This window comes from Agrobacterium sp. S7/73 (assembly GCF_019355535.1).
Classification (GTDB): Bacteria; Pseudomonadota; Alphaproteobacteria; order Rhizobiales; family Rhizobiaceae; genus Agrobacterium; species Agrobacterium tumefaciens.
The window spans coordinates 1,167,083-1,183,142 of sequence record NZ_CP072136.1; the positions used below are offsets into that span (position 1 = coordinate 1,167,083).

At 58.9% G+C, this 16,060-nt stretch carries 14 protein-coding genes; 5 read left to right on the forward strand and 9 right to left on the reverse strand.

Annotation, left to right across the window (positions count from 1 at the left end; translation table 11 throughout):
• Positions 1-77 precede the first annotated feature (77 nt).
• Complete coding sequence (locus J5276_RS05655; protein ID WP_209159488.1) at positions 78-1,232, forward strand: DUF2336 domain-containing protein; 1,155 nt, start codon at positions 78-80, stop codon at positions 1,230-1,232.
• A gap of 3 nt (positions 1,233-1,235) precedes the next feature.
• Here the strand turns inward: J5276_RS05655 and J5276_RS05660 are convergent, their stop codons facing one another.
• Positions 1,236-1,670: a hypothetical protein gene (locus J5276_RS05660; protein ID WP_003515657.1), complete on the reverse strand. Its 435-nt coding sequence runs from the start codon at positions 1,668-1,670 to the stop codon at positions 1,236-1,238.
• Between the two features lie 107 nt (positions 1,671-1,777).
• Here J5276_RS05660 and J5276_RS05665 point away from each other — a divergent pair, with 107 nt between their 5' ends.
• On the forward strand, positions 1,778-2,233 hold the full coding sequence (locus J5276_RS05665; RefSeq protein ID WP_111799544.1) for a GNAT family N-acetyltransferase: 456 nt from the start codon (positions 1,778-1,780) through the stop codon (positions 2,231-2,233).
• 154 nt (positions 2,234-2,387) lie between these two features.
• Here J5276_RS05665 and J5276_RS05670 read toward each other — a convergent pair whose 3' ends face one another.
• Positions 2,388-3,626, reverse strand: coding sequence for an AI-2E family transporter (locus tag J5276_RS05670; RefSeq protein WP_003515654.1), 1,239 nt, complete (start codon positions 3,624-3,626; stop codon positions 2,388-2,390).
• Between the two features lie 229 nt (positions 3,627-3,855).
• Between J5276_RS05670 and J5276_RS05675 the strand changes: the two genes are divergently transcribed.
• Positions 3,856-5,589: an ABC transporter ATP-binding protein gene (locus J5276_RS05675; RefSeq protein WP_112154625.1), complete on the forward strand. Its 1,734-nt coding sequence runs from the start codon at positions 3,856-3,858 to the stop codon at positions 5,587-5,589.
• A 22-nt stretch (positions 5,590-5,611) separates the two neighbouring features.
• On the opposite strand, the gene J5276_RS05680 is transcribed toward J5276_RS05675, so the two are convergent.
• Entirely contained in the window at positions 5,612-5,836 is a 225-nt protein-coding gene (locus tag J5276_RS05680) for a hypothetical protein (RefSeq protein WP_013636298.1), read from the reverse strand.
• Between the two features lie 397 nt (positions 5,837-6,233).
• Here J5276_RS05680 and J5276_RS05685 point away from each other — a divergent pair, with 397 nt between their 5' ends.
• A complete protein-coding gene (locus J5276_RS05685; RefSeq protein ID WP_112154626.1) occupies positions 6,234-7,559 on the forward strand; it encodes an Nramp family divalent metal transporter in 1,326 nt (441 codons plus the stop codon).
• Positions 7,560-7,606: 47 nt separating this feature from the next.
• Here J5276_RS05685 and J5276_RS05690 read toward each other — a convergent pair whose 3' ends face one another.
• A complete protein-coding gene (locus J5276_RS05690) occupies positions 7,607-7,984 on the reverse strand; it encodes a PH domain-containing protein (RefSeq protein ID WP_065687293.1) in 378 nt (125 codons plus the stop codon).
• A gap of 433 nt (positions 7,985-8,417) precedes the next feature.
• On the opposite strand from J5276_RS05690, the gene J5276_RS05695 reads away from it, so the two are divergent.
• Positions 8,418-9,059 (forward strand): hypothetical protein, encoded by a 642-nt coding sequence (locus J5276_RS05695; protein WP_112154627.1) that lies wholly within the window; start codon positions 8,418-8,420, stop codon positions 9,057-9,059.
• 155 nt (positions 9,060-9,214) lie between these two features.
• Here J5276_RS05695 and J5276_RS05700 read toward each other — a convergent pair whose 3' ends face one another.
• From J5276_RS05700 to J5276_RS05720, 5 genes are all read right to left on the reverse strand, one after another.
• Complete coding sequence (locus tag J5276_RS05700; protein ID WP_112154628.1) at positions 9,215-13,033, reverse strand: vitamin B12-dependent ribonucleotide reductase; 3,819 nt, start codon at positions 13,031-13,033, stop codon at positions 9,215-9,217.
• 382 nt (positions 13,034-13,415) lie between these two features.
• Positions 13,416-13,688 carry a hypothetical protein gene (locus J5276_RS05705; protein ID WP_162632910.1) on the reverse strand — a complete coding sequence of 91 codons (273 nt, stop codon included), beginning with the start codon at positions 13,686-13,688 and terminating at the stop codon, positions 13,416-13,418.
• Positions 13,689-13,710: 22 nt separating this feature from the next.
• Positions 13,711-14,208 carry a xanthine phosphoribosyltransferase gene (gpt, locus tag J5276_RS05710; RefSeq protein WP_003515641.1) on the reverse strand — a complete coding sequence of 166 codons (498 nt, stop codon included), beginning with the start codon at positions 14,206-14,208 and terminating at the stop codon, positions 13,711-13,713.
• Between the two features lie 113 nt (positions 14,209-14,321).
• Positions 14,322-15,167 carry a universal stress protein gene (locus tag J5276_RS05715; RefSeq protein WP_003515639.1) on the reverse strand — a complete coding sequence of 282 codons (846 nt, stop codon included), beginning with the start codon at positions 15,165-15,167 and terminating at the stop codon, positions 14,322-14,324.
• Positions 15,168-15,254: 87 nt separating this feature from the next.
• Positions 15,255-16,046: a competence/damage-inducible protein A gene (locus J5276_RS05720; protein ID WP_065659320.1), complete on the reverse strand. Its 792-nt coding sequence runs from the start codon at positions 16,044-16,046 to the stop codon at positions 15,255-15,257.
• Positions 16,047-16,060 lie beyond the last annotated feature (14 nt).

Consider the following 16,060-nt stretch of genomic DNA (forward strand, 5'->3'; position numbering starts at 1 on the left):
GTGAACCAAACGTAAACTATTTGCGCCTAGAGTTTTATACATGGCGGCGGCAATGATGCCGTCGTCCATTGTTGCGAATGTGTTTCGAGGCTCAGGTGATCGTACAGGCATTTCTTCGCTGGTCTGAAAAGGCTGGATCGACCGAGCGGGCGAAGGCCGCCAATGCGCTTGGCCGTGCCTATCTGCATTCAGACATGGCGCGGGAGAACCGTGACGCCGCCTATATGGCGATGACCTATCTTCTTGACGACCCTTCTCCGCGCGTGCGGCTGGCACTTGCCGAGGCGCTGGCGGATGATCCCGATGCGCCGCGCGCCATTCTTGTTTCGCTTGCCGAAGACCAGCCGGAGATTGCCTGCACCGTGATCGCCCGCTCGCCGGTTCTCGGCGAGGCCGATCTGGTCGATCTTGCCGGGCGCGGCGAAAGCCTGACGCGCGCCTTCATCGCGGCTAGGCGGGGCCTGCCGCGCGGTGTCTGCGCAGCACTTGCCGAAGTCGGTGATCTGCCGGAAACGTTGATCCTTCTAGAGAACGACGAAGCCTTCATCACACCGTTTTTGCTGCGCCGCATTGCCGAGCGGCATGGCTGCAACGCCGACATTCGCGACCTGCTGCTGTGCCGAGAGGTGCTGCCCGCCGATACCCGCCATCTTCTGATGGCGCGCGTCAGCGAGGCCCTGGCAGGTTCGGCGCTTGTTCATGCCCTGATCGCGCGCAACCGCGCCGACAGTATTTTCCGCGAAGCGGAAGATTCCGCCACCATCCTCATCGCCGCCAATGTTTCGTCGCCGGAGTTGCCGGCGCTGGTGGAGCATCTGCGGCAAAGGCTGGAACTGACACCGGCGCTTCTCATCCATGCCGTCTGTTCGGGCAGGCTGGAGTTTTTCACGGCGGCGATGGTCAATCTCTCAGGTCTCGATGACCGCAAGGTGCGCGCCATTCTGGCGACCGGACGGCCGCACGCGCTGAAGGCGCTGTTCCAGTCCGTCGGTCTTTTGGGCGATGTCGTTGATGTCTTCATTGAGGCGACGCTGATGTGGCGCCGCGCCGCCCGATCGCATCTGTCGCAGGCCGCAGCCTCTGTATCGGCCGAACTGCTTGCGCATTTCCGCAACGTCGATGGTTCCGAAACGCTTTTCGAACTCTTGCACGCCGTGCGTAAACTGACCATTGCCGAGGAACGGCAGAAAGCGCGGCACTATGCGGAAGCGCTGACGGTAGAGGCGGCCTGAGGCTTACTTCTCGAACCGCTTGGCAATCCACGAATAGCTGTTTTCCACCATTCTGACCGGCGTTCCGAGCAGGTGCTTCACGCCTTCAGTGGAAGGCAGGATGCGGCTGACGCGGCTGATCGCCTGTTTTGTCAGGCTCTCTTCTTCCTTTTGCGTGACCTGTGCCGGTGGCTCCTCTGTTCCGGCCGGGGCCGTGGCGGCGGGAGGCTGCGTTGCGGGCGCGTTGCCCGCAGTCTGGGGCGTTTGCTCGCCCGGTGTCTGGCACACGGCCACCACGACCGGGTAGGACGCATTTGCGAAACGTTCCAGCTCTTTCTCCGACACGGCGTCGCATAGTTCGATGCTCGTCCAGCGCTGCTGCGAGGTGGCGAGGTAATGGCAATCGGTGGCGGTGTCGTCACAGCCTAGGAAGGTCATGAGAACGAGGGCTGTTTTCATGGTGTGTGTTGCCTCTGTCGGGAATTATGCTCTAAAAACTCATCTATCTCGATTGCAGTGACATTACGACGAAATACGCATTTTTTTGAGAGAAAGCAGGCATCGCATTGGCCCCCGAAATCAAGCTTGAAACACCCCGGCAGGAAGCGGTTCTGCGCCTTATCGATCTGTCTAACGTCTATATGGCATCGCTTTATCCCGCCGAAAGCAATCATCTGGTCGATATCGGCCAGCTGGAAAAGGACAATGTCTCCTTTTTCGTGGCGCGGCATGGTGGCTGCGTCGTTGGCTGCGGCGCGCTGGTGGAGGCGGGTGACGGTACGGCGGAGGTCAAGCGCATGTTCGTCGATCCGGAGGCGAGGGGATTGCGGATCGGCAAGCTGATCATGGATACGCTCATTGCGCGCGGCGTCGAGCTTGGGCTTGCCGCCATCCGGCTTGAAACCGGCATCAGCCAGCCGGAGGCGATCGGTCTTTACCGCAAGGCGGGGTTTGTCGAGATTGAGGCGTTTGCGCCCTATAAGCCGGACCCGCTCAGCCTGTTCATGGAGAAGACGCTTTAAAGGCGAGGCGGGCGCTATCGGCGCGCTTTGCAGAACACTCGATGCCGCCCTTGGCGATGTCATCCTCGGCCTCGTGCCGGGGATCTGCCGACGTCTGGTAACATCGTTGGGTTGCAGATGCCAGGGACAGGCCCGAGCATGACGAAGACGAGGTTTAAGACGCTGCTTTTCGGAACGCCGTCGCTTCGTTGCTATCCTCTTCACGCGCAACGATGTCGTCGAGCGGGTCATTTTCAGCTGTAGGGGTCGGCGGAACGTCGACGGTGGCGCCAGTGGAGATTTCCACCTCTCGCACCCATTCCCGCCAGATTGCCACCAGCAGCGCCATCAGCACCGGGCCGATGAAGAGGCCGAGGAAGCCCATGGTCTTGACGCCGCCGACGAGGCCGAAAAAGGTCGGCAGGAAAGGCAGCTTGATCGGGCCGCCAACGAGTTTCGGACGGATGGTCTTGTCGACGATGAAAAGCTCTACCGAACCCCAGATGAATAGCCCCAGGCCATAAGCGGGAGAGCCGCTGGCGACCAGATAGATCGATACGAGAGTGAAAGAGAGCGGCGCGCCGCCCGGGATGAGCGCCATGACACCGGTGAGCACGCCGAGTGTGACGGGCGAGGGGACGCCGGCAATCCAGTAGGCGATGCCGAGGATTATGCCTTCGCCGATGGCGATCAATGTCATGCCGGTGACGGTGGAGCTGATGGTGGCTGGCACGACGCGGGAAATGCGCTCCCACCGCGTCGGCAGGATGCGTTCTCCCACAAGATCGACCTGATGGGAGAAGCCGGCACCGTTGCGATAGACAAAGAACAGCGCGATCAACATGAACAGCAGGGTCAGCACCAGGTGGAACGCGCCGTTGCCCGCGGCGAGGATCGCCCGGTAGATATTGCCGATATTGGCACCGCTGACGAGCTGGATCACTTCGCCGATCGCACCCGGTGTGCCGATATATTTCACCCATTGCTCGCCGAGCCAGGAGCCTACGCCGGGCAGCGCCGCGATCCAGTCTGGCACGGGTGCGCCCACCTTGTTGACATGCACCGCCCAGCCGAACCATTCGCGGATTTCGCTGGCCGTATAGGAAGCGGCGATGAAAATCGGCACCACGAGGAAGGTGAGGATGAGGATGATGGCGATGGAGGCGCCGAGCGTGGTGTTGCCGCCCACCTGCCGCAGAAGCCGCGTATAGACCGGCCAGCTGGCGAAGCCGATGACAAGGGCGGCCAGAACCGGAACGAGAAAGCCGTGGAAGAAGTAGATGCCCGCAAGGGCGACGAGAACCAGCAGCCAGCGCGCAGCCGATATTGGCGGGATCAGAGCGATCCGCGTCGGGCTTGCAGGACCAAGCCATCTCGGTTCGCCACTGGGCTTACGGCTGTCAATATTACTCACGGCAGGCTCTTTCTCGCATTCTCCCCGAAGGGTGCATTCACTCTGTCACACCAATACATATAAGTGCAATATAGCCGTATCACATTACCGTTGTGTGTTTATCGCTCAGCCTATTGAACGATTTTGGTAAAAATAGAACATCGGTCTTGGCGCGCGCATTGAAATATGACAATTGAACTCCGTTTTTATTGCGGCCTCCGCTTGCCGCGCCCGCTCTTCAGGTCACGCCATGCTGCGCCGTTTCTTCGCCTATTACCGTCCCTATCGCGGTCTGTTCATTGTCGATTTTTCCTGCGCGGTGCTGTCGGGCGTGCTCGAACTCGGCTTTCCGATGGCGGTGAAGGCCTTTGTGGACGTGCTGTTGCCGGGCGGTGAGTGGGGCATCATCCTTGCCGCCTCCGTCGGGTTGCTCGTCATCTATGTGCTGAATACTGGGTTGATGGCGACCGTCACCTATTGGGGACATATGCTCGGCATCAATATCGAGACCGACATGCGGCGTCTGGCCTTCGACCATCTGCAGAAGCTATCCTTCCGTTATTTCGACAACCAGAAGACCGGCCATCTGGTCGGGCGGCTGACGAAGGATCTGGAAGAGATCGGTGAGGTGGCCCATCACGGCCCCGAGGATCTGTTCATCGCCATCATGACCTTCATTGGCGCATTCCTGCTGATGCTGTCGGTCAATGTGCCGCTGGCGCTCGTCACCGCCGCCGTCGTGCCTGTCACCGCCTGGGTGACGAGCCGTTACGGTGGCCGAATGACGCAGAACTTTCGCGCGCTCTATGGTCGGGTAGGCGATTTCAACGCCCGTATCGAGGAAAATGTCGGTGGCATGCGGGTGGTGCAGGCTTTTGCCAATGAGGACCACGAGCGCGCGCTGTTTGAGAAGGACAACCAGAAATACCGCCGCACGAAGCTGGATGCCTACAAGATCATGGCGGCCAGCACTTCGCTCAGCTACATGAGCATGCGGCTTACGCAGATGATCGTGATGATCTGCGGCGCCTGGTTCGTGCTGCATGGCGGCCTGACGGAAGGCGGCTTCGTTGGCTTCCTGCTTCTGGTCGGCGTGTTTTTCCGCCCGGTGGAAAAGATCAACTCGGTCATCGAGACCTATCCGAAGGGCATTGCCGGTTTTCGCCGCTTTACCGAGCTTCTGGACACGGCGCCGGATATCACCGACGCACCGGATGCGATCGAAGCACCGGCGCTTTCCGGCGCAATTGAATATCGCCATGTCGGTTTCGGTTATGCCGAGGGCAAGCAGGTTCTCGACAATATCGACCTGAAGATCAATGCGGGCGAGACGGTGGCCTTCGTCGGGCCTTCGGGGGCGGGCAAAACGACGCTTTGCTCGCTGCTGCCGCGCTTTTATGATGTCACCAGCGGTTCGATCACCATTGACGGCATCGATATCCGCAAGATGAAGCTTGCCTCGCTGCGCAACCAGATAGGAATCGTGCAGCAGGATGTGTTCCTGTTTGGCGGCACGATCCGCGAGAATATCGAATATGGCCGGCTCGGCGCTTCCGATGTCGAAATCATGGATGCGGCGCGGCGTGCCCGGCTCGATGGCGTCATCGAAGCGATGCCGATGGGGCTCGACACCGTCATCGGTGAGCGTGGCGTGAAACTTTCCGGTGGTCAGAAACAGCGTCTTGCCATTGCCCGCATGTTCCTCAAGAACCCGCCTATCCTCATTCTCGACGAGGCGACCTCGGCGCTGGATACCGAAACCGAGCGGGCCATCCAGCAATCGCTGACGGAGCTTGCCAAGGGCCGCACAACGCTCGTCATCGCTCACCGGCTGGCAACGATCCGCGATGCGTCACGCATCGTGGTAGTAGACCAGACGGGTATTGCCGAAACCGGCGCCCATGCCGAGCTTCTGGCCGCCAAGGGCCATTACAGCCGCCTGCATGAGGCGCAGTTCAGCGGGCATCTTCAGGGTCTGAGTTAAGCGGCGCATCTTGCGCCGCATATCAGGCGTTTTCCGCTGCGTTTTCCTCGATGATGCCGGTATTCGGCTCGGGCTTGCCGGGATGGCTGGTGACGAGATAACCCATGGCGACAGCGGCGGCGACGATGACCAGCAGCACCACGCCGCTGATGGTCATCAGCCAGTCGCGCGGCCTTCGCTGTGCCATGATATATTTCGGCCACCGGTAAGGCTGGTTCGCCACGCTGAATTTATTGCCGTCTCGCATGAACTTCCCCGGACTATCTTTGCTTCGTGACAGACAAACGCGGGCATGCACGCGGCTGTTCCGCAATGGCGGGGCAGAGCGATGACAACGCCGTGAGGTTTTGCGGTAGGACTGGCCATGGGTCCCCGTTGTTTACTGGCTACTACGCTGCGTAGAAGAGTCTTTTCAGCCCAGAGACTTTGGCTTGCTGGCTTCCGGCTTAAGGCTGGAATGACGGAGGAGGGGGCTCATTTCACTAAATCCATGACGCGCTGCGCCGATGGTTGCGTTCAGGCCGAATGTTACTGCGACCTCTCGCGCCGGCACACAGCTTCGAAACTCCGCTTGCCAGTTCACACCCTTTTATGCGAATGATTTGCAATTGCATTAATTCAATTTCCATTTGAAAGTTCGCAAGATGGACAAGCCTGTCTTTGGATGGCGGCGGAATGGCGACGATCTCTCGCTGTCCGACGTTCACAGCTCGATCAAGATAAGCCCGAATGCCGGTACGTTTCGCCGGGCGATGGCGTTCTTCGGACCCGGATATCTCGTCGCGGTCGGTTACATGGACCCCGGCAACTGGGCAACGTCGCTCGCCGGCGGTTCCAAGTTTGGCTACACGCTGCTGACGGTGGCGTTGATATCGAACATCATGGCCGTCGTTCTACAGGCGCTCTGTGCCCGTCTGGCGATTGCTTCCGGGCGCGATCTGGCGCAGGCCTGTCGCGATGCCTATCCGAAACCGGTGGCGATGGTCCTCTGGCTGCTGGCCGAAATCGCAATCATCGCGACTGATATCGCCGAGGTCATCGGTACGGCGATCGGTCTCAACCTGATTTTCGGCATTCCGCTTGAACTCGGTGTCCTCATCACGGCGCTTGACGTGTTCCTGATCCTTTATCTGCAAAGGCTTGGCTTCCGCTGGGTGGAAGCGCTTGTCATCACGCTTCTCGGCGTCATCGCGGTGTGTTTCGCCATTCAGCTGGCGCTGGCCGATCCTGATTGGAACCAGGTGATTCGTGGTTTTGCGCCGACGACGGAGATCGTCACCAACCCCGAGATGCTCTATCTGGCGCTTGGCATTCTGGGCGCGACGGTGATGCCGCATAATCTCTATCTGCATTCAGGGATCGTGCAGACGCGCGCCATCGGCGAGACGCTGGCCGAAAAACGCGAGGCGCTCAAATTCGCGACACTCGATTCAACCATCGCCCTGACGTTTGCTCTCGTCATCAATGCCGCGATCCTCATCCTCGCAGCGGCGACCTTCAACAAAACGGGTCAGACGAATGTTGCCGAACTGGGGGAAGCGCATAGTTTGCTCGCGCCGCTGCTTGGCCTTGCGATTGCGCCGACGCTGTTCGGGGTGGCGCTTTTGTGCTGCGGCATCAATTCCACCGTTACGGCAACGCTTGCAGGCCAGATCGTGATGGAAGGTTTCCTCAAGATGCGGCTTGCCCCGTGGCTGCGCCGCCTCATCACCCGAGGCATCGCCATCATCCCCGCCGCCGGCGTCACCATCGCCTTCGGCGAAAGCGGCACGTCTCAACTGCTGATACTGACGCAGGTGGTCTTAAGCCTGCAACTTTCCTTCGCCGTCTTCCCGCTGGTCATGTTCACCGCCGACCGCGCCAAGATGGGCGAACTGTGCGCCCCGCGATGGCTCTCGGCGTTTGCATGGTTCATCGCGGTGGTAATTGCAGCGCTGAATGTGAAGTTGCTGGTGGATTTTGTGGGGTGAGGGAAGGAGTCAGGCCGCGCGTTTTTGAAGTGCGGCCTGAGCTTAGACTACCGAAGTATACCTGTTGCAAGCGCTCGCTGAATACCTCGAACATCTGTTCCCTTCTTGAGGGTCTTTGTAATCGGCTGGCTCGAACCAGATACCCAGATTTTAAGTTCCGCATCCAAGTCGAACGTTCCTGCTGTCTCGACGGAGAAGCGAGTGACAGCTTTGTACGGAATGGACATATAGTCGACTTTGCTGCCCGTAATACCTTGGATATCGACAAGTATGACGCGATGCTGAGTGAAAACGAAAAAATCGCGAATTAGCTTGAAAGCGAGTTGTGGTTGCTCACCGTCGATAAGGACACCGCTTAGACGTTTTTCCAGTTCTCTCGGGTCCACGGTTGTACCATGACCCAAAATTCCATCGAATAAACCCACTTGCTTTCTACCTCTAATATCTTGCGATAACCAATACGTCGGAAGTTGGGTTCAATAACAAAGCATCGTTTGCCGAGTTGGACATGTCTGAAGAAGGATCGACGGGCATGCCATAAAATGAATACCGCGATATTCACTTTTTGTTCTCGTCATCAATTTCCAGGCGCCTAAGCGCCTGGAAAAGTTAGATTTTATGCTATCAAAGCCGTTGGCTCAGCTGCAACCGCTCGTCGCACCGTAAGAAGAATATGAGGTTTAGAAAAACGGTTAAATATCATATGGATATCGATAATTACTCCACGGCATTACTCCTCCCTTGAGGCTAGGGAGCCAAAATGCTCACGTTGCCCGATCGGGAAAATGTTCCCTGATATCGCTGACGATCTTCAGAAACGACGGTACGGGGCGAGGTATCGTCGACGATGCGCAAGAGGTGCTTCAGGATTTATTTGGCCACAACAATGTCGAGCATGTTTTGGTGTATCTGCTGTCAAACCCCGACATAGCAGCGGAAGCGTTGCAGATTTCTGAAGAAACCGCGTTTGTCCTGACACAGGATGCCATTAAGGAGGTAATCGCCGGTAGCGCAGGCGGGCTCGCATCAGAGCGCCTTTTCGTGGCGGTGGAAGACTATCGAATGCAACGTGGTATCAAGGCGCTCGGTACTGACGACATTGAGGAAGCTGCGTTGCTCCTTCGCCTGGAAGGTACTGCGTTCCGACGCATCAAACGTGGCGTTCTCTGCACCAAGGCACCCGGCCAATTGGCCCCATGCACCCGTGGACGGGGCCGAGAAGATGTGGGTTCATGCCACACAAATTGCCTAAACCGGTTAGAGCTCCAGGTTGAGCGGCAGGCGATTGCTGAGGAACTGCGGCAACTTGCGGAGCAATATGCACTTACACCGCCGGAGTTTGTGATGATCAAGGAGCGCTTGGCAGGGCAGGTTCTCGCATTTTGCCGGATCAAAAAACGGAGTTGTTTCACCTCCGGAAGTGGCTTCCGCGTCGCGGCCCTGCTTTCTAAACGGAATCCGCCCTTTAGGGCGGATGCTTTCTTGTCGCAGTTCGCTTGAGGGCGAACCGCGCAAGTAAGACAAGGCTTCGTCGGCTGCGAAGTAGGCTCCGCTCCTCAGCCTTGCCTTTCTAAACAGAATCCGCCCTGAAGGGCGGATGCTTTTTCGACGCGGTTCGCTCTAGGGCGAACCGCGGCTCGGAGTAAGAAGAGTAATCAAGAGCACCCACTTGTACTTCCGCAAGTATCGCACTTCTCGCAGGTGCCATTGCGCACCATCGTGAAGTTCTGGCATTCCGAGCACATGTTGCCGGTATAGCCTTGCGCGATCGAGCGCATGCGGCGTTCGTTTTCCTTCTTCTTGGCTTCCGCCTTGGCCGATGCCGCGTCGGCGGCGGCCTTGTCGGAGAAGAGGGCGGTGGCGGTCTGCTTGGCTTCCTGAACCACGTCGTCGATTACCTCTTCGGCAATCTCTTCCGCCAGTTCCTTGGCGCGTTCTTCATAATCGCGCTTGAAGGAGACGATTTCCGAGGTGGAGATCGCGACTGTCGGTTCCAGCTTGCGGGCGGCTGAGCCTGCAAAGGAAGTGACGTTGGCCGAGGCGCGGGCGGGGGATGCCGTTGCCGAGCCCTTGGGTTCGGAAGCAGCACGTTCGCCTTCGTTGTTGGAAACCAGCGTCGGCTTGTAACCGCGTGTCCAGCCGGTGGAGAGCAGATTGGTCTTGCCTTCCTGGATACCCTTGCCGAGTGCGGTATTGGAGAAGTCAGACGTATCGACATGGGCGAGGTCGTGGCGGCCGAGATAGGAGACGGCGAGTTCGCGGAACACGTAGTCAAGGATCGACGTGGCGTTCTTGATCGCGTCGTTGCCCTGCACCATGCCGGCCGGCTCGAACTTGGTGAAGGTGAAGGCCTCCACATATTCTTCCAGCGGCACGCCATATTGCAGGCCAAGCGAAATGGCGATGGCGAAGTTGTTCATCATCGCACGGAAGGCAGCGCCTTCCTTGTGCATGTCGATGAAGATTTCGCCGATGCGGCCGTCGCCGAATTCGCCGGTGCGCAGATAGACCTTGTGACCGCCGACCGTTGCCTTCTGGGTGTAACCCTGACGGCGGTTCGGCAGCTTTTCACGCTCGCGCGATACCCGCTCGATAACGCGCTCGACGATCTTTTCGGTGATCGTCACGGCCTGCTGGGCGAGCGGCTGCTGGATCAGTTCTTCAACGAAGTCTTCGTCGTCCTCATCTTCCACTAGCGAAGCGTTGAGCGGCTGGGAAAGCTTGGAGCCATCGCGGTAAAGGGCGTTGGCCTTGAGCGCCAGCTTCCAGGACAGCATGTAGGCTGCGCCGCAATCTTCCACGGTTGCATCATTCGGCATGTTGATCGTCTTGGAGATCGCACCCGAAATGAACGGCTGTGCTGCCGCCATCATGCGGATATGCGATTCGACCGAGAGATAACGCTTGCCGATCTTGCCGCAGGGGTTGGCGCAATCGAATACGGCCAAGTGCTCGTTCTTGAGGAACGGTGCGCCTTCCAGTGTCATCGCACCGCAGACGTGCACGTTGGCCGCTTCGATGTCCTTTTTGCTGAAGCCGAGGTGCTCCAGCAGGTTGAAGCTCATGTCGGACAACTGCTCGTCGGAAACCTTGAGCGTGCCCTTGAGGAAATCGGCGCCCAGCGTCCACTGGTTGAAGACGAACTTGATGTCGAAGGCGCTTTTCAGCGCGCCGTTTACGGCTTCGATCTTCTCATCGGTGAAGCCCTTGGCCTTCAGCGACGAGGGATTGATGGCAGGTGCCTGGTTGAGATTGCCGTGACCAACGGCATAGGCTTCGATTTCGGCGATCTGGCTTTCCGAATAACCGAGCGAACGCAGGGATTCCGGCACGGCGCGGTTGATGATCTTGAAGTAGCCGCCGCCGGCGAGCTTCTTGAATTTCACCAGCGCGAAGTCCGGCTCGATGCCGGTCGTGTCGCAATCCATCACAAGGCCGATCGTACCTGTCGGCGCGATAACGGTGGTCTGGGCGTTGCGGTAGCCATGCTTTTCGCCAAGCTCCAGCGCCTTGTCCCAAGCGGCTGTAGCGTGGGCGACAAGGTCCTGATCCGTGCAATCGGAGTGGATGAGGGCAACCGGGTTCACCGACAGGCCTTCATAACCGTAGGAAAGGCCATGGGCGGCGCGGCGGTGGTTGCGGATGACGCGCAGCATGTTGTCGCGGTTCGGCGCAAAGCCCGGGAAGGGGCCAAGCTCGCCGGCCATTTCAGCCGAGGTGGCATAGGAAACGCCGGTCATGATGGCGGTCAGCGCACCGGCAATGGCGCGGCCTTCGTCGCTGTCATAGGGAATGCCCGAGGACATCAGCAGGCCGCCGATATTGGCGTAGCCGAGGCCGAGCGTGCGGTATTCGTAGGAGCGTTCGGCAATCTGGCGCGAGGGGAACTGCGCCATCATGACCGAGACTTCGAGAACGACGGTCCACAGGCGAACCGCATGTTCATAATCGGCGATGTCGATGCGCTTCGTTGCCTGATCCTTGAACTGAAGCAGGTTCAGCGAAGCAAGGTTGCAGGCCGTGTCATCGAGGAACATATATTCCGAGCACGGGTTGGAAGCACGGATCGGGCCTTCGGCCGGCGAGGTGTGCCAGTCGTTCATGGTGGTGTTGAAGTGCAGGCCGGGGTCGGCCGATGCCCAGGCGGCGTGGGAGATCTTTTCCCATAGGTCGCGGGCCTTCAGCGTCTTCATGACCTTGCCGTCCTTGCGGGCGGTCAGGTTCCAGTCACCGTCGTTTTCAACAGCGCGCAGGAAGTCATCCTTCAGCGATACGGAGTTGTTGGAATTCTGGCCTGAAACCGTGAGGTAGGCTTCGGAATCCCAATCCGTGTCGTAGGTTTTGAACTGGATGTCCTTGTAACCCTGCTGCGCGAACTGGATGACGCGCTTGACGTAGTTTTCCGGCACCATGTCCTTCTTGGCAGCGCGGATTTCGCGCTTCAGGGCAGGGTTCTTGGCCGGGTCGAAGCAATCGCCGTTATCTGCCTCGCAGTTGACGCAGGCCTTCATGATTGCCTTGAGGTGCTTGGCAACGATCTTGGAACCGGTGACGAGAGCGGCAACCTTCTGCTCCTCGTTCACCTTCCAGTCGATATAGGCTTCAATATCGGGATGGTCGGCATCAACGACGACCATCTTGGCCGCACGGCGGGTGGTGCCGCCAGACTTGATTGCGCCGGCTGCCCGGTCGCCGATCTTGAGGAAGCTCATCAGGCCGGAGGACTTGCCGCCGCCGGAAAGCTTTTCGCCTTCGCCGCGCAGGTAGGAGAAGTTGGAGCCGGTACCGGAACCGTATTTGAACAGGCGCGCTTCACGCACCCACAGGTCCATGATGCCGCCTTCGTTGACCAGATCGTCTTCGACAGACTGGATGAAGCAGGCATGCGGCTGCGGATGTTCGTAAGAGGACTTGGACTTGGTCAGCTTGCCGGTGAAGGGGTCGACGTAGAAGTGGCCCTGGCCCGGGCCGTCGATGCCATAGGCCCAGTGCAGGCCGGTGTTGAACCACTGCGGGCTGTTGGGGGCTACACGCTGGGTCGCCAGCATATAGGCAAGCTCGTCGCGGAAGGCGAGTGCGTCTTCCTCGGTGGAGAAATATTTGCCCTTCCAGCCCCAGTAGGTCCAGGTGCCAGCCAGGCGGTCGAAAACCTGACGCGCATCGGTTTCGGAGCCATAACGCTCACCCTCGGGGAGGTCCTTCATGGCCTTCTCATCGGCAACCGAACGCCACAGGAAGGAAGGAACATCGTTTTCCTCAACCTTCTTAAGCACCTTCGGCACGCCGGCCTTGCGGAAGTATTTCTGCGCCAGAACGTCGGTCGCGACCTGGCTGAACTGCGCGGGAACGTCGATATCCGCCAGACGGAACACGATGGAACCGTCCGGGTTCTTGATTTCACTGACGGCCTTGCGGAATTCGATTTCCGCATAAGACGATTGGCCGGGCTTCGTGAAGCGGCGTTCGATGCGCATGGTTTCGTGTCCTCGTCCATTGGGCGCCCGGCAAAGGGCGCAAAAATTCGTTCCAGCCGTGCGAACTATGCGCGCAGCCGGTTTTTGCCGATCTGTAAGGGATGTTCATCCTTGGATGTGATCCCTGTATCTCGTGGCTTATTTGGCTGCAAGAGTCATGTGAGTACTAAATATAGTATCAACAGCTTCCTGCCGCCAGTCCCCGCGTCATGTTTTTGGCGGTATCCGCAAGGCACGCAAAATCCACCGGCGAACCGCCCCCTGATGGTCGGGACGCCCCTTCTGGACTTGCGAACTGAGATTGAAAGGAACCGGCCTCGTTACTTTCCGGTCCGTTGCCGCCGCAACATAACTGTCACTTTCCTCCTGCGGCATAGATTCGTCAAGCCATAGATTGAAACCGTTTTTTAACCACAAGATATTGTGTGCAGTGCCTGTGGAAAACGGGGATAGCAAAAGCGTTCAAAAAAATCAGTGACTTGGCGCGAGACTTTGAAGCTTGCGCGAGGCTGGTTTCCGCAGCGGAAAGCGAAAACCCTGCATTTCCGGGGTGCGGCATAAAGGCGACACTGCGGTTTTTCCGTGTTTTTTTGCCGTTACCAAAAAAGCATTTCCACACAAAAAAACCGCCCCGAAGGGACGGCTTTTCAGGCATGGTTTTGGGTTGCGACAGGCGATCAGCCGCGCGATCCCTTGGCGATCGGTTCCTGATAGGTGAAGCCCATGTCCCAGGGAAAATAAATCCAGGTGTCCTGGCTGACCTCGGTGACAAAGGTGTCAATGGTGGGCACGCCCTTCGGCTTGGCGTAAACGCAGGCAAAATGCGCCTTCGGTAACATTTCGCGCACTTCCAGTGCGGTCTTGCCGGTGTCGGTCAGATCGTCAACGACGAGCACGCCTTCGCCGCCGTCGGACATCAGCTCCGGCGCCACGCCCTTCAGGAGAACCGTGTCGCCCTGGTTGACGTAATCGTGGCGGGTGGCGATGCAGACCGTATCGATCAGGCGGATGTTCAGCTCGCGGGAAATGATCGCTGCCGGAACGAGACCGCCGCGGGTGATACAGACGATCGCCCGGAACTCCCGGCCAAGGCCGGCAAGACGCCACGCAAGCGCGCGGGCGTCGCGGTGAAACTGATCCCAGGTTACGGGAAAGGCTTTATCGGGAAGGGACATGTCGTCTACCATCTGGTCAAAATTGTCGATGGCTTTGGCTAATAGCCGCAAGACCTGCAAAAAGGCAAGCATTGCGCGCAGGCTCTTGCGGCTTCATCCACGGCTACCGGTGTTTAACGCGACAAAAGCGTCATCGCCGTCATGGAATCGAGCAGCGTGCGCGTCACGCCGCCGAACAGCAATTCCCACCAGCGGGAATGGCCGTAGGCGCCCATGACCAGAAGGTCGATGCTGTGGTCTGACAGCCGGTTTTCGATGGCCGCCTGCGGCGAGATGCCGGCGATTTTTTCCTGCGAGGTTACCGTGACGTTGACGCCGTGGCGGGCGAGTGTTGCGGCCAGTTCGGTTCCGGCAAGTCCAGACGATTGCGTTTCGCTCTCGGCCTGATCGACGGAGAAGATCTCGACGCTCTCGGCTGCAATCAGGAAGGGCAGGGCATCGAAGGTGGCGCGTGTTGCCTCGCGGGAGCCGTTCCAGGCGATCAGTACACGCTTGACCGGTTTGGCAACCGTCAGCACATGCGGAACGAGAAGAACAGGGCGGCCGCTTTCATGGAGAAAGCCGTCTATATCCGAGCGGCTGTCGGAGAGTGCGGAGGAGTTGCTCTGGCGGGCGACGATGAGATCGGCGCAGCGCGCGCTATCGATTGCCGATGACGAGGCGTAACCCACCGAGGTTACAAAGCTGCGCCACTCATGCGAGATGCCATTGGCAGACAGCGTGTGTTCGAAGAGGTTTCCAACATCCGTGGTTTCCTTGTGCGCCACGTCCTGAAGCACCTGAACGGTAGCGGGGTCGGGAATTTCCATCGGCGCGACGAGCGGAACGGCGGCCAGCGTTTCCATGTGCAGGCCTATCACATGCGAGGAAAACTGGTTGGCAAGACTTACCACGAAATCGCCGAGCTTTTGCGTGTTCTCCACATTGTCGATCACTGCCAGTATCGTTTTGTAACCCATTTTTTAGCTCCTCGGTGACGCGTCGTTTTGGGGAGAGTGGCTGCCTTTGCCGGGTGCCACCTTGATTTTGGTCAATCCGCTTCCGTCTCAGGCGGTTGCATCGCCCTTGCTGGCCGACAGTGTTTTTTCCTGACCAATGGTTTCGATCATCGTCGCCACTGCATCCGCCGCCGCTTTCAGGACGGTGGCATCACGGGCGCGCACGACGATCTCCGTCGAAAAGCGTTGTCCGTCATATTTCGGGTAGGAGCCGATGCTGGTTTCCGGGTGCGCTTTCTGGATTGCGGTCAGCGGCGTGCCGATGTCACCTTCGCCATAGGGAGAGCGCACCGACTGCGACATGACTTTCGCGCCGGTGCGCAGCGTTGGCATGACATTGTCCAGCATGGCCTGAAACACCTGCGGAACGCCGGCCATGACGTGGACGTTACCGATGACGAAGCCGGGGGCGACCGAGACGGGATTGGCGATGTGGCTTGCCCCCCTTGGCATGCGTGCCATGCGCTTGCGCGCTTCGGTGAATTCCATCTCGCGCACACGGTACATGTCACCCAATATCCGCAAAGCCTCGGGATCGTGCTCGCAGGGCAGGCCGAAAGCCACGGATACCGCATCAGCGGTGATGTCGTCATGGGTCGGGCCGATGCCGCCGGAGGTGAAGACATAATCATAGCGGGCGCGCAGCGCATTCAGCGCTTCGACGATTGCATGCTCCTCGTCGGCGACGATGCGCACTTCCTTCAAGTCTATTCCGGACATGGTGAGCACATCCGCGAGGTGCCCGATATTCTTGTCCTTGGTGCGTCCCGACAGCAATTCGTCGCCGATGGCGAGCATGGCGGCGGTCACGACAGATGGGGTGGGTGAGGGATTGGACATGGGGGTACTCGTCA